This window comes from Mesorhizobium sp. WSM4884 (genome assembly GCF_029625675.1).
In the GTDB taxonomy this organism is placed as follows: domain Bacteria; phylum Pseudomonadota; class Alphaproteobacteria; order Rhizobiales; family Rhizobiaceae; genus Mesorhizobium.
The window spans coordinates 21,409-40,017 of record NZ_JARTVO010000027.1 but is presented as its reverse complement, the minus strand read 5'-3'; the positions used below and the strand labels follow the sequence as shown (position 1 = coordinate 40,017).

The 18,609-nt window shown below is 64.8% G+C and carries 21 protein-coding genes; 8 read left to right on the top strand and 13 right to left on the bottom strand.

Features of this window, described 5'->3' with window-relative positions; all coding sequences use genetic code 11:
• The first annotated feature begins 102 nt into the window (after positions 1–102).
• Complete coding sequence (locus tag P9236_RS27900; RefSeq protein ID WP_278077838.1) at positions 103–675, top strand: GNAT family N-acetyltransferase; 573 nt, start codon at positions 103–105, stop codon at positions 673–675.
• A gap of 105 nt (positions 676–780) precedes the next feature.
• Here P9236_RS27900 and P9236_RS27895 read toward each other — a convergent pair whose 3' ends face one another.
• From P9236_RS27895 to acnA, 3 genes are all read right to left on the bottom strand, one after another.
• The gene (locus P9236_RS27895; protein ID WP_278077837.1) at positions 781–1,167 is read right to left on the bottom strand and encodes a DUF2794 domain-containing protein; all 387 of its coding nucleotides are present in this window, start codon (positions 1,165–1,167) and stop codon (positions 781–783) included.
• A 530-nt stretch (positions 1,168–1,697) separates the two neighbouring features.
• A complete protein-coding gene (locus tag P9236_RS27890) occupies positions 1,698–2,447 on the bottom strand; it encodes a thioredoxin family protein (protein ID WP_278077836.1) in 750 nt (249 codons plus the stop codon).
• Between the two features lie 412 nt (positions 2,448–2,859).
• Positions 2,860–5,550 carry an aconitate hydratase AcnA gene (gene acnA, locus P9236_RS27885; RefSeq protein ID WP_278077835.1) on the bottom strand — a complete coding sequence of 897 codons (2,691 nt, stop codon included), beginning with the start codon at positions 5,548–5,550 and terminating at the stop codon, positions 2,860–2,862.
• A gap of 284 nt (positions 5,551–5,834) precedes the next feature.
• Between acnA and ccmA the strand changes: the two genes are divergently transcribed.
• The 4 genes from ccmA to P9236_RS27865 all read left to right on the top strand — a co-directional run bounded on the left by ccmA (position 5,835) and on the right by P9236_RS27865 (position 8,212).
• The gene (gene ccmA / locus P9236_RS27880) at positions 5,835–6,443 is read left to right on the top strand and encodes a heme ABC exporter ATP-binding protein CcmA (RefSeq protein ID WP_278077834.1); all 609 of its coding nucleotides are present in this window, start codon (positions 5,835–5,837) and stop codon (positions 6,441–6,443) included.
• Positions 6,444–6,672: 229 nt separating this feature from the next.
• Entirely contained in the window at positions 6,673–7,338 is a 666-nt protein-coding gene (ccmB, locus tag P9236_RS27875; RefSeq protein ID WP_278077833.1) for a heme exporter protein CcmB, read from the top strand.
• Between the two features lie 128 nt (positions 7,339–7,466).
• Positions 7,467–7,640, top strand: a complete 174-nt coding sequence (ccmD, locus tag P9236_RS27870) for a heme exporter protein CcmD (RefSeq protein ID WP_278077832.1) — start codon at positions 7,467–7,469, stop codon at positions 7,638–7,640.
• The gene (locus P9236_RS27865; protein WP_278077831.1) at positions 7,637–8,212 is read left to right on the top strand and encodes a DsbE family thiol:disulfide interchange protein; all 576 of its coding nucleotides are present in this window, start codon (positions 7,637–7,639) and stop codon (positions 8,210–8,212) included. Before ccmD ends, P9236_RS27865 begins: the two co-directional genes overlap by 4 nt.
• 161 nt (positions 8,213–8,373) lie before the next feature.
• Here the strand turns inward: P9236_RS27865 and P9236_RS27860 are convergent, their stop codons facing one another.
• Complete coding sequence (locus P9236_RS27860; RefSeq protein ID WP_278077830.1) at positions 8,374–8,541, bottom strand: hypothetical protein; 168 nt, start codon at positions 8,539–8,541, stop codon at positions 8,374–8,376.
• 24 nt (positions 8,542–8,565) lie between these two features.
• On the bottom strand, positions 8,566–8,826 hold the full coding sequence (locus tag P9236_RS27855; RefSeq protein ID WP_278077829.1) for a hypothetical protein: 261 nt from the start codon (positions 8,824–8,826) through the stop codon (positions 8,566–8,568).
• 65 nt (positions 8,827–8,891) lie between these two features.
• Here P9236_RS27855 and P9236_RS27850 point away from each other — a divergent pair, with 65 nt between their 5' ends.
• The gene (locus P9236_RS27850) at positions 8,892–9,812 is read left to right on the top strand and encodes an SMP-30/gluconolactonase/LRE family protein (protein ID WP_278077828.1); all 921 of its coding nucleotides are present in this window, start codon (positions 8,892–8,894) and stop codon (positions 9,810–9,812) included.
• Positions 9,813–9,884: 72 nt separating this feature from the next.
• On the opposite strand, the gene P9236_RS27845 is transcribed toward P9236_RS27850, so the two are convergent.
• The 8 genes from P9236_RS27845 to P9236_RS27810 all read right to left on the bottom strand — a co-directional run bounded on the left by P9236_RS27845 (position 9,885) and on the right by P9236_RS27810 (position 17,290).
• Positions 9,885–10,418 carry an NADPH-dependent FMN reductase gene (locus tag P9236_RS27845; RefSeq protein ID WP_278077827.1) on the bottom strand — a complete coding sequence of 178 codons (534 nt, stop codon included), beginning with the start codon at positions 10,416–10,418 and terminating at the stop codon, positions 9,885–9,887.
• A gap of 39 nt (positions 10,419–10,457) precedes the next feature.
• Positions 10,458–11,078, bottom strand: coding sequence for a pyridoxamine 5'-phosphate oxidase family protein (locus tag P9236_RS27840; protein ID WP_278077826.1), 621 nt, complete (start codon positions 11,076–11,078; stop codon positions 10,458–10,460).
• Positions 11,079–11,143: 65 nt separating this feature from the next.
• Positions 11,144–11,818: a septation protein A gene (locus tag P9236_RS27835; RefSeq protein WP_278077825.1), complete on the bottom strand. Its 675-nt coding sequence runs from the start codon at positions 11,816–11,818 to the stop codon at positions 11,144–11,146.
• Between the two features lie 53 nt (positions 11,819–11,871).
• On the bottom strand, positions 11,872–13,716 hold the full coding sequence (gene ftsY, locus P9236_RS27830; protein WP_278077824.1) for a signal recognition particle-docking protein FtsY: 1,845 nt from the start codon (positions 13,714–13,716) through the stop codon (positions 11,872–11,874).
• A gap of 13 nt (positions 13,717–13,729) precedes the next feature.
• Positions 13,730–15,028: a tRNA (N(6)-L-threonylcarbamoyladenosine(37)-C(2))-methylthiotransferase MtaB gene (gene mtaB / locus P9236_RS27825; RefSeq protein ID WP_278077823.1), complete on the bottom strand. Its 1,299-nt coding sequence runs from the start codon at positions 15,026–15,028 to the stop codon at positions 13,730–13,732.
• Entirely contained in the window at positions 15,028–15,912 is an 885-nt protein-coding gene (gene dapF, locus P9236_RS27820) for a diaminopimelate epimerase (protein ID WP_278077870.1), read from the bottom strand. Before dapF ends, mtaB begins: the two co-directional genes overlap by 1 nt.
• Before the next feature lie 144 nt (positions 15,913–16,056).
• Positions 16,057–16,218: a DUF1328 family protein gene (locus P9236_RS27815; protein WP_149791585.1), complete on the bottom strand. Its 162-nt coding sequence runs from the start codon at positions 16,216–16,218 to the stop codon at positions 16,057–16,059.
• A gap of 61 nt (positions 16,219–16,279) precedes the next feature.
• Positions 16,280–17,290 (bottom strand): MBL fold metallo-hydrolase, encoded by a 1,011-nt coding sequence (locus P9236_RS27810; RefSeq protein ID WP_278077822.1) that lies wholly within the window; start codon positions 17,288–17,290, stop codon positions 16,280–16,282.
• 229 nt (positions 17,291–17,519) lie between these two features.
• On the opposite strand from P9236_RS27810, the gene P9236_RS27805 reads away from it, so the two are divergent.
• Together P9236_RS27805 and P9236_RS27800 are read left to right on the top strand one after the other, a co-directional pair.
• The gene (locus P9236_RS27805; protein ID WP_278077821.1) at positions 17,520–17,858 is read left to right on the top strand and encodes a hypothetical protein; all 339 of its coding nucleotides are present in this window, start codon (positions 17,520–17,522) and stop codon (positions 17,856–17,858) included.
• Positions 17,859–18,049: 191 nt separating this feature from the next.
• A complete protein-coding gene (locus tag P9236_RS27800; protein ID WP_278077820.1) occupies positions 18,050–18,607 on the top strand; it encodes a protease inhibitor Inh/omp19 family protein in 558 nt (185 codons plus the stop codon).
• The last annotated feature ends 2 nt before the right edge of the window (positions 18,608–18,609 follow it).

Genomic DNA, 18,609 nt, shown 5'->3' with positions numbered 1-18,609 from the left:
TCCCACTGGACCATAGACTTCGAAAGGGCGGCCCAACGACCGCCCTTTCTTTTTGTGCAGCCCTCTGCTGTTATCAAGGCAGGAAAACGAACTGCACAAATTATGAGCAATACAGCGATCAGAGCCGCGACGGCGGCCGACCTTGACCGAATCACGGAAATCTACGCCGACGCGGTCACGCACGGCACCGCGAGCTACGAGCTGGAGCCGCCCAGCCGCGCCGAAATGGGCAATCGATTCGAGAGTCTAGCGGCAGGCGGCTTTCCCTATCTCGTGGCGGAAAAGGACGGCGCCGTGCTCGGCTATGCCTATGCCGGACCGTTCCGGCCGCGCCCCGCCTATCGGTTCGTCGTCGAGGATTCGGTCTATGTCGCGACCGAGGCCAAGGGCCAGGGCGTGGGCTTCCTGCTGATGCAGGCGCTGATCGAGGCGGCGCGTGCGGCAGGTTTCCGCCAGATCATCGCGGTCATCGGCGACGGCCACGCGGAAAGCGCTTCGGTGCGGCTGCACGAGAAGCTCGGGTTCCGCCATTCCGGGCGCCTGGAAGGATCGGGCTACAAGCACGGCCGCTGGCTGGATACGGTGTTCATGCAGCTGCCGCTCAACGGTGGCGCCGAGCTGCCGCCGGATCCGGAGTCGCTGCCGGAGCGGAGATTCAGGCTCGGAGGGAAATGAGGGTAACGGGAATTGAACAACTGAAGAAAGATAATTATATCAGGCGTTTAGCGCCTCCTTTCCTCAATTCTTCAGTTCTTCAATTCCCCAGTTCCTCTTCCCGGCTCAGGCCTCGACCAGCTTCAGCTTGGAATCGAAGACGCCTAGCACGCGGCCGAGCTCCTGGCCGCGCTTGAGGATTCGTCCGCCCGCGGCGATGACAGCGAAGGCGCCTTGGCGGCGCGCCAGTTTCGGGTCCTTGACGATCTGGAACAGCGGCACTTCGCTGGCGCGGCGGAAGACCGAAAAGACGGCGCGATCAGAGAGATGGTCGATCGCATAGTCGCGCCATTCATTGGCCGCCACCATGCGTCCGTAAAGCCTCAGGATCTGGTCGAGCTCGCGCCGGTCGAAGCGCACCGGTTGGTCGAGGCGTGCGCTGCGCGCCTCATGCAACGGGATCAATATTCCGGATGCTTCCCCATCCTCCATCCCGCTGCTGTGATCGGTCATGCCTCGATCCTTCGATTGATCTTGCGCCAGCCAAGGTTCGCGCTTTCGCGGCCGAATTGCAAGGGCCGGCGAAGCAAGCGGGCGTCGCGCGGTTTCCGAAAGGTCCAGTCACGTTTGCGAAACGTGTGTTGTCATTGGTGATGCTCTGCCACATTCTCGCCACAAATTATCCGCGCTCATGCCCCAATGTCCGACGAGTTTACCCGCGTTGCCTGAGACGGTTCGGTCCGGCACCGGCTCGTAAACCCCAAGCCCCCCGCCCACGGGTCAGCGTCGGATCGAACCAACCTCGGTTTTTCCTTGGAAAAATCAGGTGCGACGATCCCAAAACCTGAATGACCGGCGTCAGAAGCAAGCTGACGCCGGTTTTTTGTTGGCTCCACCTTCTCCTCTTGTGGGAGAGGGTGGCCGCGAAGCGGCCGGATGAGAGGGCGTTCCAGTGAAAACCGACGTCTCACTTCGCTGGAGCACCCCTCATCCGTCTCGGCGCTGCGCGCCGATCCACCTTCTCCCACAAGGGGAGAAGGGGTTTATGGCTTGCGAATAAATGCGGCGCCTAGGATCGGACCGGGCATGCCGTCCTTGCCGACGGACTGCAGCAGCACCGCGCAGCCGCCCTTCTTGGAGATCTCGGTCATCGGCAATTCGTAGCGCTGCGCCTTGCCGTGCCACATGCCGGCGGTCTGGATGTCGGAGACGGCGTTCCAGTAGGTCAGGCTGCGGCCGCTGTTCTCGCCCTGGCCGATCTTCACCATCTGCGGCGGATCGAAATAGACGATCACCACATGGGCGTCGGCCGGGCCATTGCCGGCGTCGCCCGCGTCAATCGTGACGCGGTCGCTGGTGCGGCTCACCTTGATGCCGACCCGCATGCCCTCGCCGGTCCTGTCCATCCGGGCCAGCGCGCCGTCGACGTCCTTGCGACTGGCGCCGTTGACATGGCTGCGGCCGTTGATGACGGCCTGCGGCGTATAGACCGAGCGGCTGCCGAAGGAGCGCATGTAGTCATACTGCCGGTCGGTGTTCTTCTTGTTGCTCAGCGTGTCCTGCCAGCCCAGATAGTCCCAGTAATTGACGTGGTAGGCGAGCGCGACGATGTTTTCCTTGGCGGCCAGCTCGGCGAAGAATTCATCGGCCGGCGGGCAGGAACTGCAGCCCTGGCTGGTGAAGAGCTCGACCACGCCCAAGGGCTTCTCGGGCTCGCTTGCCAGCGCGGCACCGGCAAACGTTGAAAGGGCCAGCGCAAATGCCGCAAGCCGCAATGGTCCTCGAGATGCCATGACTGTTCCGATTTCCCGCCGGTGAAGCCGGCCTTGTTCTGATTGCTAAAATATGTGGCAGAACGGACAATCAACGGGAAGTCACGTTGCGGTGAAATTTTGGCATCGCAACCGCAGATAAGGCGGCACCAGGAGCGCGGCTGCATTTTTCGATGCGGTTCGATTTCGGAGCCGCATCATCGCCATGTGGTAAAGTTTACCAATGTCGCCCGATCTCTATTGCGTGCGAACCGGATCAGGACTTCGAGCCGGGCCGGCGAATGCTTGGCCGGCGGCGGTTTAATTAGGCAGTAGGCAGTAGGCAGTAGGCAGTAGGCAGTAGGCAGTAGGCAGTAGGCAGTAGGCAGTAGGCAGTAGGCAGTAGGTGTCCTGTTTCCCTACTGCCTACTGCCTAAGCCCTACTGCCTGGCCGCTACGCGGCCAGTTCGCGCAGCACGTATTGCAGGATGCCGCCGTTCTTGAAGTAGTCGAGCTCATCCAGCGTATCGATGCGACAGACGATCGGCACGTTCTTCACCGCGCCGTCGCCATAGGTGACCTTGGCCATCATCTTCTGGCGCGGCTTGATCTCGTCCAACCCGTCGATCTCGACCAGCTCGTCGCCCTTGAGGTTGAGGGAAGCCCATGAGGTGCCGTCCTCGAAGACGAAGGGGATGACGCCCATGCCGACCAGGTTCGAGCGGTGGATGCGCTCGAAGGACTGGGCGATGACCGCGCGGACGCCAAGCAGGTTCGTTCCCTTGGCCGCCCAGTCGCGCGAGGAGCCGTTGCCGTATTCGACGCCGGCGAAGATCACCAGCGGCACGCCTTCCTTCCTGTATTCCATCGCCGCGTCGTAGATCGACATCTCCTCCTTCGAGGGATAGTGGATCGTGTAGCCGCCCTCGCGGCCGTTCTCGCCCAGCATGTGGTTGCGGATGCGGATATTGGCGAAGGTGCCGCGCATCATCACCTCATGATTGCCGCGCCGCGTGCCGTACTGGTTGAAGTCGGCGACGCCGACGCCATGCTCGGTGAGATATTTGCCGGCCGGCGACGCCGCCTTGATCGAACCCGCTGGCGAGATGTGGTCGGTGGTGATCTTGTCGCCGAAGAGACCGAGCACGCGCGCGCCCTTGATGTCGCCGACCTTGCCGAAGGCGCGGCCCATGCCGGCGAAATAGGGCGGGTTCTGCACGTAGGTCGAATGGTCGTCCCAGGCATAGGTCTGGCCTTCCGGCGCCTTGACCTTCTGCCAGTACGCGTCGCCCTTGAAGACGTCGGCATATTTGCGGGCGAAGAGCTCGCGCGTGACGTTCTTCTCGATGAACTCCTGGATCTCGGCCGAGGTCGGCCAGATGTCCTTGAGATAGACCGGCTTGCCGTCGCTGCCTTCGCCGAGCGGCTCGGTGGTGAGGTCCCTGGTGACGGTTCCGGCCAGCGCATGCGCCACCACCAGCGGCGGCGAGGCGAGGTAGTTGGCCTGCACGTCCGGCGAGACACGGCCTTCGAAGTTGCGGTTGCCGGACAAGACCGCGGCAGCGATCAGGCCCTTGTCATTGATGGTTTTCGAGATCGGCCCCGGCAGCGGGCCGGAATTGCCGATGCAGGTGGTGCAGCCGAAGCCGACCAGGTTGAAGCCGATCTGGTCGAGTTCCTTCTGCAGTCCGGACTTCTCCAGATATTCGGCCACCACCTGGCTGCCGGGGGCGAGCGAGGTTTTCACCCACGGCTTCTGCTTGAGACCGCGCCGGTTGGCGTTGCGAGCCAAAAGGCCGGCGCCGATCAGCACGCTCGGGTTCGAGGTATTGGTGCAGGAGGTGATGGCGGCGATGACGACGTCGCCATGGCCGAGATCGTGGGAGGCGCCTTCCACCGCGTAGCGCTTCGAAATCTCGGCGGCCTTCTTGTACTCGGTCTCCATCGCCTTGGCGAAGCCGGCGGGAATGTCCTGCAGCGCGACGCGACCCTCGGGACGCTTCGGGCCGGCCATCGACGGCACGACGTCGCCGAGGTCGAGCTCGAGCAGGTCGGTGAAGACCGGATCGGGCGAGCCGGCGTCGCGCCACATGCCTTGCGTCTTCGAATAGGCCTCGACCAGCGCGATGCGGTTCTCGTCGCGACCGGACATCGTCAGATAGCGGATGGTCTCGCTGTCGACCGGGAAGAAGCCGCAGGTGGCGCCATATTCCGGCGCCATGTTGCCGATGGTCGCGCGGTCGGCCAGCGTCATGTTGGAGAGGCCGGGACCGAAGAATTCGACGAACTTGCCGACGACGCCCTTCTTGCGCAGCATCTGGGTGACGGTGAGCACGAGGTCGGTGGCGGTGACGCCTTCCTTCAGCTTGCCGGTGAGGCGGAAGCCGATGACTTCCGGCAGCAGCATGGAGACCGGCTGGCCGAGCATCGCGGCCTCGGCCTCGATGCCGCCGACGCCCCAGCCGAGCACGCCGAGGCCGTTGATCATGGTGGTGTGCGAATCGGTGCCGACGCAGGTGTCGGGATAGGCGGTGGTCTCGCCGTCCTCGCTATTGGTCCACACCACCTGTCCGAGATATTCGAGATTGACCTGATGGCAGATGCCGGTGCCGGGCGGCACGACGCGGAAGTTGCGGAAGGCCTGCTGGCCCCATTTCAAGAACTTGTAGCGCTCTTCGTTGCGCTCATATTCCAGCTCGACGTTGCGGGCGAAGGCCATCGGCGTGCCGAACTCGTCGACGATGACGGAATGGTCGATGACGAGGTCGACCGGCACCAGCGGGTTGATCTTCTCCGGATCGCCGCCGAGCGCCTTGATGCCGTCGCGCATGGCGGCCAGATCGACCACGGCCGGAACGCCGGTGAAATCCTGCATCAGCACGCGGGCCGGGCGATAGGCGATCTCGACACCGGCGGTGCCCTTGTCGTTCAGCCAGGCGGCGACTGCCTGAATGCTTTCCTTGGTGACGGAACGGCCGTCTTCGTTACGCAAGAGGTTCTCCAGCAGCACCTTCATCGAATAGGGCAGCTGGGCGATACCGTTAAGGCCGTTCTTCTCGGCCTCGGCGAGGTCGAAATAGACATAGTCCGCGCCACCCACGGTCAGGGTGCGGCGGCATTTGAAACTGTCGAGGGATTTTGACACGTGCGATCCGTCCTTGTCTGTTCAGCCTGAAAGGGAACGGACGCCGATGGCATGCAATCACGCGCAAAGGTGCGGGTACGGCCATTTCCGCTGTCCGCTCCCGAGCAACCCGAGCCGTTCAAGGCGGCGCGTGCGCTGGTTCGGCGCTAATTCTTCTCCCGCGCCGACCGCTGGCACGGATGAACCGCATATAGAGAATTTCCTGGAATAGTTCTAGACAGTCGAAAGGCAAATTTGTGCGGTGCGGCGGCGGCCGCGAAACGGTGCTTTCGGGACGGGCAAGAATGCGGCTGATCGCCGAAAATCTGGGCGGCGAGCGCGGCGGCGAGACGGTCTTTTCCGGCATCGGATTCGCGCTCGAAAAGGGCGAGGCGCTCATCGTCACCGGGCCGAACGGCGCCGGCAAGTCGACGCTTCTGAGGGTCGTCGCCGGTCTGCTGCCGGCGGCCGAAGGCAAGGTGAAGATCGAGGGCGGCGGCGAGGATTTTCCCTCGGTCGCTTCGGCCTCGCACTATCTCGGCCATCTCAATGCGATGAAGACGGCGCTCACGGTGGAAGAGAATCTGGGCTTCTGGCGCGCTTTCCAGGGTGAGCCGGGGCTGGATGTGGAGGAGGCGTTGGAGACGGTCGGGCTGGGAGGAATTAGCCACCTGCCGTTCGGCTACCTTTCGACCGGGCAAAGGCGGCGGGCTTCGATCGCGAAGCTTCTGGTCAGCCGCCGGCCGATATGGCTCCTCGACGAGCCGACGGCCGGATTGGACAAGGCGTCGGAGGAAAGGTTTGCAGGGTTGATGAGGGAGCACTGCCAGGAGGGAGGGATCATCGTGGCGGCAACGCATTTGCCGCTGGGGCTGGAGGGGGCGAAGGCGTTGAGGATGGGAACAGTCTCTTGACGCCGGTGCCCAACGATACCCCCCTCTGGCCTGCCGGCCATCTCCCCCGCAAGGGGGGAGATTGGATGTCGCGCAGGCTTTCGCCGATCACCAAAGTCGAAAGGGAGATGCTGTCGTTGGAGCTGCCAATCTCCCCCCTTGCGGGGGAGATGCCCGGCAGGGCAGAGGGGGGTGTGAAGGGACGCGGCGTTCGCAACGAGGGCGATCACAGCGCAGAGGCGCTTCGCCGGTGCTAGCCCTCTTCCTGCGCGATATCCGCCTTTCCATCCGCGCCGGCGGCGGAGCGCTGATCGGCGTCATCTTCTTCCTGGCGGTGATCGCCACCATCCCGTTCGGCGTCGGGCCCGATCTCAACCTTCTATCCCGCATCGGCCCGGCGATCTTGTGGATCGCCGCCTTGCTCGCCTGCTTGCTCGGCCTCGATCGCCTGTTCCAGGCCGACCGCGAGGACGGCTCGCTCGATCTGCTCGTGCTCAACAGCGACCGCCACATGCTGGCGCTGACGGTGTTGACCAAGTGCCTGGCGCACTGGATGGGCAGCGTGCTGCCGCTGGTGATCGCGGCGCCCTTGCTCGGCCTCTTCATGAACATGGAGCCGCTCGGGATCGGCGCCACGGCGCTCACGCTGCTCGTCGGCACGCCGGCCATCACCTTTATCGGCGCCGCTGGCGCCGCGGTCGCGGTGGCGCTGCCGCGCGGCGGGCTCTTGATCTCCGTGCTTGTGCTGCCGCTCACCATCCCGGTGCTGATCTTCGGCGTCTCGGCGAGCTACGGCGCTGTGGCCGATCCGGCGCCGTTCCTGCAGCCCTTCCTCATTGTTGCCGCGCTGACGCTGTTTCTTGCCGTGGTTGGGCCGCTGGCGGCCGCGCTGGCACTGCGTCACGGGACGGATTGAGGCCGGAAGGACGTTTTCAACTGCGGCGCGGCGGCTGATTGCGCGGCCTGCGCTGCAGGGTTAAGGGAAGGCATGATCGAACGGATTGGCGTCGCAGGCGCGGAAGGCACGCACACGGGTACGCGGATATGAGCGCGCACGCCCTCTATGTCACCGCGGCCTATGCCATTACGGCGATCGTGCTGGTCGGGCTGATCGGCTGGATCCTGCTCGACCAGCGAGCGCGCAAGCGCGAGCTCGCCGCGCTCGAGGCCGCGGGCGTACGGCGCCGCTCGGACAAGGCCGGGACGACAAAGCCGTGAGCACCGAAACCCAAACACCGGCGCCTCGTCGCCGCCTGTTCGTGATTTTGCCGCTGCTGGTTTTCCTTGGGCTGGCCGGGCTGTTCCTGTCGCAGCTCCTGTCCGGCCGTGACGAGTCGGAAATCCCCTCGGCCCTGATCGGCCTGCCGGCACCGCAGACGAACCTGCCGCCGCTCGAAGGGTCGAACCTGCCGGGTCTCGATTCGAAAGCCTTCGGCGGCAAGGTGACGCTGGTCAACGTCTTCGCGTCATGGTGCGCGCCCTGCCGCGAGGAGCATCCGGTGCTCTTGGCATTGTCGCAGGACAAGCGCTTCACGCTTGCGGCGCTGAACTACAAGGACCAGCCGGAGAATGCCCGCCGCTTCCTTGGCGATCTCGGCAACCCGTACCAGGCGATCGGCGTCGATCCGGCCGGGCGCGCGGCGATCGACTGGGGCGTATACGGCGTGCCGGAGACCTTCGTCATCGGCAGGAACGGCAAAATCGCCTACAAGCATGTCGGGCCGCTGACGCCGGAATCGGCGAGGGATCTGCTGCTGCCGCAGATCGAGAAAGCGCTGGCGGCACATTGATATTCAGGTGATGCCGGCCTGCAAATGGCGGCTTCCTGCGCTTCCGGTGCTCACGTACTTTAAAGTACGCTCCGCTCCGGTTCTCGGAACCCACCATTTTCGACTCGGCCTGACCTGAATCTCAACGCGCCGTCAGGCCTCGCGCTGGTCGGCAAGAAAGATCAGCCGAAGATCTGCTTGCGGATCTGGTAGAGCATCTCGGAGCGGTCGGCGCGCAGATCGGCGAGATCGCGGCTCGACAGGTTCTCGATTTCGGCGACGAGACGGTTGTACTGGCGGCGCTTGGCGATGTTGGTGCGGGCGCGGGCGACGATGTTGTCGAAGATCATGACGAGGTTCCTTTGCTGCCGCATTCATGCGGCGGTTTGTTCCTCCCTGATCGATTGCGAGCATGACATAGGAATGGTGCGTTGCAAAAGAAAGATGTTGCAATGCACCATTGCAGCCAGCGCATAGCCGGTTAACCCGGTCCTAATGCCGTGCGCGGCGTTCATGATGTGGTGAAGGCAATCATCGATCTTGCCTTTGCGTCCTCCTGCTGTCTTGATCTCCCTACAGCGTCGCGCGTCCTTCCGGACGCGCAAAGAACGCTGTAGCACTTTGACTTTGCGCATGACCCCTTTCCGAAAATCGATTCCGACTTTCGGGGTCATGCGCACGTGAATGCCGGGAGGAAAGCATGGCGGCCGCCGACTATTACGAAATTCTCGATCCACGTTTCGCGCGGCTGTTCAACGGCGGCGCGCAGGTTGAAAAGCTGTTCACCGGGTGCCGGTGGGCGGAAGGCCCGGCCTGGTTCGCGGCCGGCCGCTATGTCGTCTGGTCCGACATTCCCAACAACCGCATGCTGCGCTATGACGAGACCGACGGCAGCGTCAGTGTCTTCCGCCAGCCCTCGGGCAATTCCAACGGCAACACCGTCGACCGGGAAGGGCGGCTGGTGACCTGCGAGCATTCGGGCCGCCGCGTCAGCCGCACCGAGCATGATGGCTCGGTCACCACCATCGCCGACACATGGAAGGGCAAGCGGCTGAACTCGCCCAACGACGTGGTGGTGAAGTCCGATGGCTCGATCTGGTTCACCGACCCGACCTACGGCATCGACACCGATTATGAAGGCGACAAGGCCGAGAGCGAGATCGGCGCCTGCTATGTCTACCGCGTCGATCCCGGTACGGGCGAGGTCGAGGCCGTCATCACCGACATGGTCAGGCCGAACGGGCTCGCCTTCTCGCTCGACGAGAGCCTGCTCTATGTCGCCGACACCGGCCGCACGCATGGGGCCGAGAACCCTGCGCATATGCGGGTATTCAATGTCGTCGACGGCGGCAGGACGGTCTCGGGCGGCAAGGTGTTCGCCGACTGCACGGCCGGCCTGTTCGACGGTTTCAGGCTCGACGATGCCGGACGCATCTGGACGAGCGCGGCCGACGGCATCCACTGCTACGATCCCGATGGCACGCTGATCGGCAAGGTCAAGGTGCCGGAGGTGACCGCCAATTGCGTGTTCGGCGGGGCCAAGCGCAACTGCCTCTACATCGCCGGCACCACCTCGCTCTACATGGTCCGGCTGATGGTCAATGGCGCCAAGACTTATTGAGGATACGAAGGTTGCGAGAGGCCGGCAGGACAGAGGGGGGTGCGAAGGAACTCGGCGGCGGGTGACAACCGCTCAGCCGGCGCGGATGAAGTCAGCGAAACTCTGGACCTCGTTTCGCATCGCCTGTCGGCTAGCCGCCTCCGCCAGGATCGCCTCCACCTCCAGCGGCTTCTTGCCGAGCAGCGCGATCTCGAGCGGAGCCTTTTCATACATCGCGAACGACATGGTGCGCATGATCTCGGCGAGCGCGGCGCGGGCATAGAGCGAGCGCGGCGAGGCATGCACCAGCATCGCCGGCTTGCCGACGGCGGCGTCGCGCGACACCAGCCAGTCGAGCGCGTTCTTCAGGCCGCCCGGCACGCCATGCGCATATTCCGGGCAGGAGACGATGACGCCGTCGGCGCGGGTGACGGCGTCGATCAGGCGGGCGGCTTCGCGCGGCGTGCGCTCGCCCTCGTCGTCCGGATTGAAGATCGGCAGCCGGCCAAGTCCGCCATAGATCACGACGCGGCAATCCGCGGGCGCGTTGGCGGCTAAAGCCGCGATCAGCGCCGAATTGGTGGAAGCGGCGCGCAGGCTGCCGGAGATGGCGAGGATCTCGATCAAGGGGATGAGCCGAACGGAACGGGTGAGTCGTTCCGAATGCTACCACAGGGTCTTGCGGTAATCCTCGTCCAGCTCGCGGTCGATCTCGCCGGCGCTCTCGGCCAGCGCCAGCTGGTCGCGGATGATCTCACCGAGCGTCGGCAGGCTCGCCCGATCGTACCAGGTCTCCGGCTTCCACAGCTCGGAGCGCATGAAGGCCTTGGCGCAGTGCATGTAGGCGGCCTTGACCGTCACCACGATGACGCTTTGCGGCGCCTTGCCGTCGACGGCCAGGCGCTCGCGCAGGCCGGCATCGACGGTGATGCGGGCGTCGCCGTTGACGCGCAGCGTCTCGTTCATGCCGGGAATGAGGAAAAGCAGTCCGACCGAAGGATTGCGGATGATATTCTCCAGCGTGTCCAGCCGGTTGTTGCCCGGGCGGTCGGGAATGGCGATGGTGCTGTTGTCGAGAATGGCGGTGAAGCCGGGCTTGTCGCCCTTCGGCGTCACGTCGGCATTGCCGGCGCCGTCGGAGGAACCGATCAGCACGAAGGGGCTCTTGCCGATGAAGGAGCGGCAGTGGCCGTCGAGCGCCTTGAGTTCCTTGCGGATCGAGCCGTCGGTCGGGCGGGGCGTCTTGTAGATCGTCCTCAGCTCGTCGCGCGTGGTGAGGAATTCCATCCCTGTCCCCCTGTCGTCGCGCAATTCCGGGCGGAAGGCTACGGCGAAGTCGCCGAGTCCAACCGTTACACACTTTTCCTGGAATTGCTTTCCTTGTCCTCGTCCTTGGCTTTTTCCTCCAGCGAGTGGCGCATGATCAGCGGCATCTGGCTGAAGGTAAAGAGCAAGGTTATGGGGATCGTGCCCCAGACCTTGAAATACAGCCAGGTGGCTTCGGAGAAATTCCGCCACACCACCTCGTTCAGCACGGCCAGGAACAGGAAGAAGAGCCCCCACCGGAAGGTCAGCTTGCGCCAGCCTTCCGCGTCGAGCTGGAAGGCCGAATCGAAGACATAGCCGAGCAGCGACCTGCCGAAGACCAGGCCGCCGAGCAGGGCTACGCCGAACAGGGAGTTGATGATCGTCGGCTTCATGAAGGCGAAGGTCTTGTCCTGCAGGTACAAGGCGAGCGCGCCGAACACGAAGACAACGATCGCCGAGACCAGCGGCATCAGCGGCAGGCTGCGCGTCAGCGCCCAGGACGCGCTGAGCGAGAGGGCCGTTGCGACCATGAAGAATGCGGTGGCGATCAGGATGGGCTCACCGAGATGGGTGAGGATCGGGAACTTTTGCGCAAGCCATTCGCCGCGGATGGTGGTGAAGAAGAACACCAGGCCTGGCCCAAGCTCGAGCAGGAACTTCAAGCCGGGATTGAGCGGCTTGCGGCGCGGGTCGGACGGGTCGCGTTCGAGGATGTTCATAAAGATCCTTGTTGCGCATGATCTGGCCGAAAAGCAGGCAGATCACGCCATGTTCAAGCCACGCCGGCGATCGCCCTGGCGAATTCGCTTGCGGAAAACGGTTCGAGGTCGTCGACCTGCTCGCCGACGCCGATGAAATAGACTGGCAATCTGTGCTTGGCGGCGATCGCCACCAGAATACCGCCCCGCGCCGTGCCGTCCAGCTTGGTCATCACCAGGCCGTTGACGCCGGCGACGTTGCGGAAGATCTCGACCTGGCTCAGCGCATTCTGGCCGGTGGTCGCGTCGACCGTCTGCAGCACGGTGTGCGGCGCTTCCGGATCGAGCTTGCCCAGCACGCGCACGATCTTTTCCAGTTCCGCCATCAGCTCGGTCTTGTTCTGCAGGCGGCCGGCCGTGTCGATGATCAGCACGTCGGAGCCGGCCTCCTTCGCCTTTTCGAAGGCATCGTAGGCGAGGCCGGCGGCGTCGGCGCCGAGCTTGGTGGCAATGACCGGCGACTTGGTGCGCTCGCCCCAGATCTTCAGCTGCTCGATGGCGGCGGCGCGGAAGGTGTCGCCAGCCGCGAGCATCACCGAAAGGCCACCTTCAGTCAGCTTGGCCGCCAGCTTGCCGATGGTCGTCGTCTTGCCGGTGCCGTTGACGCCGACGACCAGGATGACATGCGGCTTGTGGCTGAGGTCGAGCTCGAGCGGCTTGGCGACCGGGGTCAGGACTTTTTCCACTTCCGCGGCCATCACCGCGCGGACTTCCGAATCGGAAACATCCTTGCCGTAACGGCTGGAGGCAAGCGAGTCGGTGACGCGCAGCGCCGTCTCGACACCGAGGTCGGCGCGGATGAGCACGTCCTCCAGATCCTGCAGCGTGTCCTCGTCCAGCTTGCGCTTGGTGAACACGCCGGCGATGTTGCCGGTGAGCTCGCGCGAGGAACGTGCCAACCCGTCGCGCATGCGCTGGAACCAGGAGCGCCTCGGCGCCGGCTCGGGCGCCTTCTGCGGCTCGGCCTTCTGCTCGACCTTCTTGGCGACCGTCACCTTGCCGGCGGAGGGAGCGGACTTTGGGGGCGCCCCTACTTCCCCCTCGAGGGGAGGGCGGGGCGTTGGCGCGGCTTCGGGCTCGGGAGCGATCTCGGCGCGCACCGGCTGCGGCTCGATCGGCGCCGGCTGGCGAAGAGGCTGCAGAATTTCCGTCGACGTCTCGGGGGTCGGTGCCGAATCCTCTACAGGTTGGCGCTGCGCCTCACCCTTACCCTCTCCCCGTGAAGGACGGGGAGAGGGGGGCGTCGGCGTTAGAGCTTCCTCCTTCTCCCCGTCACTATACGGGGAGAAGGTGCCGGCAGGCGGATGAGGGGCGGCGCCGGCCTCGGAGGTTGATTGCGACAGGGATGGAGTCGACGGCGGGATTTCAGGCACCGGCGTCTGGGCTGGAACCTCGCTTGGCGGCGTCGGTACTTCGACCGGCGCCGGTTCCGGCTGTCGCTCCGGCCGCGACGGCACGATGTCCGGCTCGCTCGGCGCGGGCGGTGGGATTTCCTGCGGTTTCGGCTCGGGTGCCGGCCCCGGTGTGGGCTCGGGCCGGGCAGGCGGCACCGGCACTTCTTCCGGCGCCGGCGGTTCAGGTGTCTCCGGCGCCGGTTGAGGCTCTTCTTCCGGCTTGGGTTCGGGCAGCGGTTCCGGCTCGGAGGGAACAACCGGCTCCGGTGCCGGCGGGATGACCGGGGCGGGCTCGGGCTTCGGCTCTTCGGGCGCCGGCTGGGGCGTAGGCTCCTGCTCGGCTCCCGGCTTCAGCGCCTCCAGCGCGTCCCATTTGATCGGCGGCAGCGGCGCTGTCTCGTCGACACGCTCCTCGACGACCTCTTTCTTACCGAACGAAAATATCTTCTTGAAGAAACCAGCCATGCGTCTCGCAGTCTCAGGCGGCTTGGGCGGCAAGGGGAGCCGCGATCAGGCGGGCGCCGTCATGGCCGGTGACAACCGCCTCGACGATCTCGCCCGGTTGTCCAACGGCGATCGCGGCAAGCGTGAAACCTTCGGTGCGGCCGAGGCCGTCGCGCTCGACCAGGATCGACTGGCGCGTGCCGGCAAGCGCCGCCAGATGGCGGCGATAGGCGGCTTCGCCGGCGGCGCGCAGCCTTGCGGCGCGCTGCTTGACCAGCTCGCGGCGAACCTGCGGCATGCGCGCGGCGGGCGTGCCCTCGCGCGGGGAAAACGGGAAGACGTGCAGATGCGTCAGGCCGCATTCCTCGACTATTCTTTCCGAATTTTCGAACATCGCCTCGGTCTCGGTCGGGAAGCCGGCAATGATGTCTGCGCCGAAGACGATGCCGGGGCGAAGCTTGCGCACGTCCTCGCAGAAGCGGATCGACTGGTCGCGCAGATGCCGGCGCTTCATGCGCTTCAAGATCATGTCGTCGCCCGACTGCAGCGACAGATGCAGATGCGGCATCAGCCTGGGCTCGGTGGCAATCGCATCCAGCAGGTCGTCGTCAGCCTCGATCGAATCGATCGAGGAGAGCCTCAGTCGTTTCACGTCGGGCACCTGGCGCAGGATCGTCTTCACCAGCTTCCCGAGCTTCGGGCTGCCCGGCAGGTCGGCGCCGAAGCTGGTCATGTCGACGCCGCTCAACACGATCTCGGCATAGCCGTTTCCGGCCAGCCGCTTGATCTGCTCGACCACGGCGCCCATCGGCACCGAGCGCGAATTGCCGCGGCCATAGGGGATGATGCAGAAGGTGCAGCGGTGGTCGCAGCCATTCTGCACCTGCACGAAGGCGCGCGCCCGGCCCTCGATGGCGTCGACCATGTGGCTTGCCGTCTCGCGCACCGAGAAGATGTCGTTGACGCGCGCCTTCTCGGTGTCGTTGACGCCGAAATCGGGCAGCGCGCGGTAGGAGTTGGCCTTCAGCTTCTCCTCGTTGCCGAGGACGAGGTCGACCTCGTCCATGGCGGCGAAATTCTGCGGCTCGGTCTGCGCGGCGCAGCCGGTGACAATGATGCGCGCCTCAGGGTTCTCGCGCCGGGCCTTGCGGATCGCCTGCTTGGCCTGGCGCACCGCCTCGGCGGTGACGGCGCAGGTGTTGAAGATGACGGCGCCGCCTTGGAGCGCGCCCAGGCCTGCGCTTTCGGCCTCGCGTCGCATCACCTCGGATTCATAGGTGTTCAGCCGGCAGCCGAACGTGACGACGTCGACACCTTTGGCGAGAGCGGACATCAGGCAGCGCTTTCGGTATCGCGTGCCCAGGCGCCGGTCGAGGGATCGAAGCTGCCGGAAAACTCCCATTCGGCGGCGCCGGTCAGGATCACGTGGTCGTCCTCGCGCCACTCGACATGCAGTTCGCCGCCGCCGGGCGTGATCAGCGTCACGCTGCGGCCGGTGCGCTTGGTGCGCGCGGCCGCCACCACGGCGGCGCAGGCAGCCGAGCCGCAGGCCTTGGTGAGACCCGCGCCGCGCTCCCAGGTGCGGATGATCATCGTCCGCGGCGAGGTGACCTGAGCGATGGTGATGTTGGCGCGCTCGGGAAAGATCGGATGGTTCTCGAGCAGCGGACCGAAGCGGTCGAGTTCGTAGGACCAGACGTCGCGGTCGACCCAAAAGATGGCGTGTGGATTGCCCATCGAGACGACAGATGGCGAGTGCAGCACCGGCGCGTCGATCGGGCCGATCTGCAATTCGATCATGCGGGTGTCGCGGAATTCCTCAGCGAGCGGGATTTCCTGCCAGCCGAAGCGCGGCTTGCCCATGTCGACCGAGATCGTGCCGTCGGCATGTTCCTGCGCGTTGAGGATGCCGGCGCGGGTCTCGAAGGTGAAAATCTTCTGGTCGGTCTCGGCGGCCAAAGCCTGCACCACGCAACGCATGCCGTTGCCGCAGGCCTGGGCGCCAGAGCCGTCGGAATTCAATATGTCGACGTAATAGGCGGTGCCTGCCGTCCGCGCATCGTGGATCGCCATGATCTGGTCGAACTTGGTCGCGGCGTCGGCATTGAGCGCGGTCGCGGCGGCGGCTGTCACGTGATCGGCACGGCCGCGCATATCGGCAACGATGATCTCGTTGCCGATGCCGTTCATCTTGGCGAAGGGGGCGGTGCCTGCCATCGATCCCGTCATTTCAGTGTCCGTTTGGCGCTATATGGCGGAAACGGGCAGGAATTACCAGTCCGGCGCATGCTGGCGGCGGCGAAGGCGCCGCGCCCGGCGACGACCAAGAGGTCGCGCGCGGCGACAACAAAGAGGTCGCGCCTAGGTCACCGCGAACACGCCGAGCACGAGCAGCAGGAAGAGGATCAGCACGATGCCGATCAGGATGCGCGCGCCCATGGCGGCGGCACCGGCCAGGGCCGGCATGCCGAGCAGGCTCGCCGCGGCGGCGACGATGAGAAGAATGATGATCCACCTGATCATGGGAGGCTCCGAGCGAATTGCGTCGCTGGACCAACGCGTTTCGCCGGCTCCGGTTCCTCAGTCAGGCGGCGGGCACGTCCCATATCTCACCGGGGCGCATGGCGCGAAAGCGCTCGTGCGCGATGCTTTCGGCCGCCAATGCCTCGGCCAGCCTCTGCGCCGGCTCCTCGATCGGCTCGTCGGTGAGCTGAAAGGTGCCCCAATGGCAGCCGGCGGCATGGGCGGCGTTGCACAGCCTCATGCCCTGGACGGCTTCCTCGGGATTCTGGTGCTGGGGTGCCATGAACCAGCGCGGCTCATAGGCGCCGATCGGCAAAATTGCCAACCGGAAGCCGCCATGCTTTTTTGCCATCAGCCGGTAGTTGATGCCGTCATGAAAGCCGGTGTCGCCGGCGAAATAAACCTTGCCGCCAGCCGTCTCGATGACGAAACCCGCCCATAGCGCCATGCGGCGGTCGCGTCCGCCGCGCGCCGACCAATGGTGCGCCGGCTCGACATGGACGACGGCGCCGTTGCCGACTTCGACCCGCTCGCCCCAGTCATGCGCCGAAAGCCGCATGCCGGATACTGCGGCGCCGACGATCGCGTCATTGCCGAGCGGCGTGAGCAAAAGCGGGTCATGGCCCTGCTTCAACCGTCGCAATGTGGCGAGGTCGAGATGGTCATAGTGGTTGTGGCTGACCAGCACGAGATCGATCGGCGGCAGATCGGAAAAGGCGACGCCCGGCGCGTTGACTCGCTTCGGCCCGGCGAAGGCGAAGGGCGAGGCGCGTTCCGACCAGACCGGGTCGGTCAGAATGTTCAATCCGGCGGTCTGGATAAGCAGCGAGGCGTGGCCGACCATGGTGAGCCGAAGTGCCACGCCCTCGATCCTTTTGTCCGGCTTTGCCTGGCGGTAGGGGCTTGGGAAAGCCGCCGGCCATTTCGAGCGTGCCCCGCTTAACTGCCATCTCAGCAAATCGCTGAAGCGCGCGGGCGGCCTGCCCTCGGGATTGAAAAAGAGCGCGCCGTCGAAATGATCGCTAGGCGGGCCGCTATAGTAGCGGTTGGCTGCTTTCTTTCCCGCGGCCATCGATTCTCCGTCCGCTCTGTTGCTTTTTCCTGAAATAAGGACGCCGCCGCCTGGCGCAAGCATTTTGCTGACGAATGCCAAGGGCCGGAACATTGCTTGGTTTACGATCGGGACCGGAGGACGAGCGCCATGGCGATGAAGCGGACCAAGACACCATGGATGAGGGCCGAGGATTTCGGCCGCTCGCTGCCGCGCGGGCTGGGCGTCAACCTTCTGGTCACCGACGGCGATGGGAGCCTTCTTCCGCGACGTGCTCGGCGCTGAAATCATCTATGCCGACGAGGATTTCGCCGCGATCGCGCTGCTGGGCTCGATCCTCATGCTGCATGCCGATCATTCTTATCTCGACAATCCGATGACCGGCGTGATTACCGGTGCCGAAACGCGCGGCGCCGGCGTCGAATTGCGCCTCTATGGTGCCGATCCGGATGCGGTGGAGAAAAAGGCGGCGGCGCTTGGCCATGTCGTGCTGGCAGGCTCGATCGACAAGCCGCATGGCCTGCGCGAATGCTATGTCGTCGGCCCCGACGGCTATGTCTTCGTGCCTAGCGCACGGCTGCAAGCCTGAAATTTCAATAAGTTACGGCCCGAGACGCCCGGCGTGTCTCCGGCAGGAGACACCCTTGCGATAAATTTGCAACACGAGCTCCGAAAACCCTATTTTAACCATATCGGGTTGAAATTCTGCCACCTTCGCCATCTTGGTGAAGCGAGTGTTTACGCGGACGGCGCCCCCCACCGGATCCGACGGAGGTTGGAATGACTTTTTCAAAGACCCGCACTTTTTCGAAAACGGGCCTTTTGGCCGTATCGCTGGCCGCGCTCGTTGCGGGCGGCTGCTCGACCTCGCGCTTCTCGTCGATGGACGACCAGCAGCCGGCGCCGCTCACGCCGGCGCCGTCCGGCACGGTGACGCAGAACCAACTGCCGCCGCCGGCCGCTCCGGGCACCACCGACCCGTCGCAATTCCCGACCGCGCCGAAGAACACGCAGGTCGCCTCGCTGCCGCCGGACGGCGCGGCGCCCGCGGGCGCGACGGATTTGACCGCGGCCAGCGTCGCCGGCGTCTGGAACGTCAGCGTCGGAGGCCAGGGTTGCAAGGTGGCGACGCCGCAGACCAAGTTCGGCGCCGGTTATCGCGCCGGGCCGCTGCACTGCCCAGCCCCAATCGACGGCATCAAGTCGTGGAACGTCGCCGGCAAGCAGCTCACGCTCTATGACGAAAACGGCGGCGCGCTGGCCAGGCTCTATTCCTCCGGCGGCGAAAAGTTCGACGGCCAGACTTCCAACGGCCAGCCGATTTCGCTTACAAGGTAAAG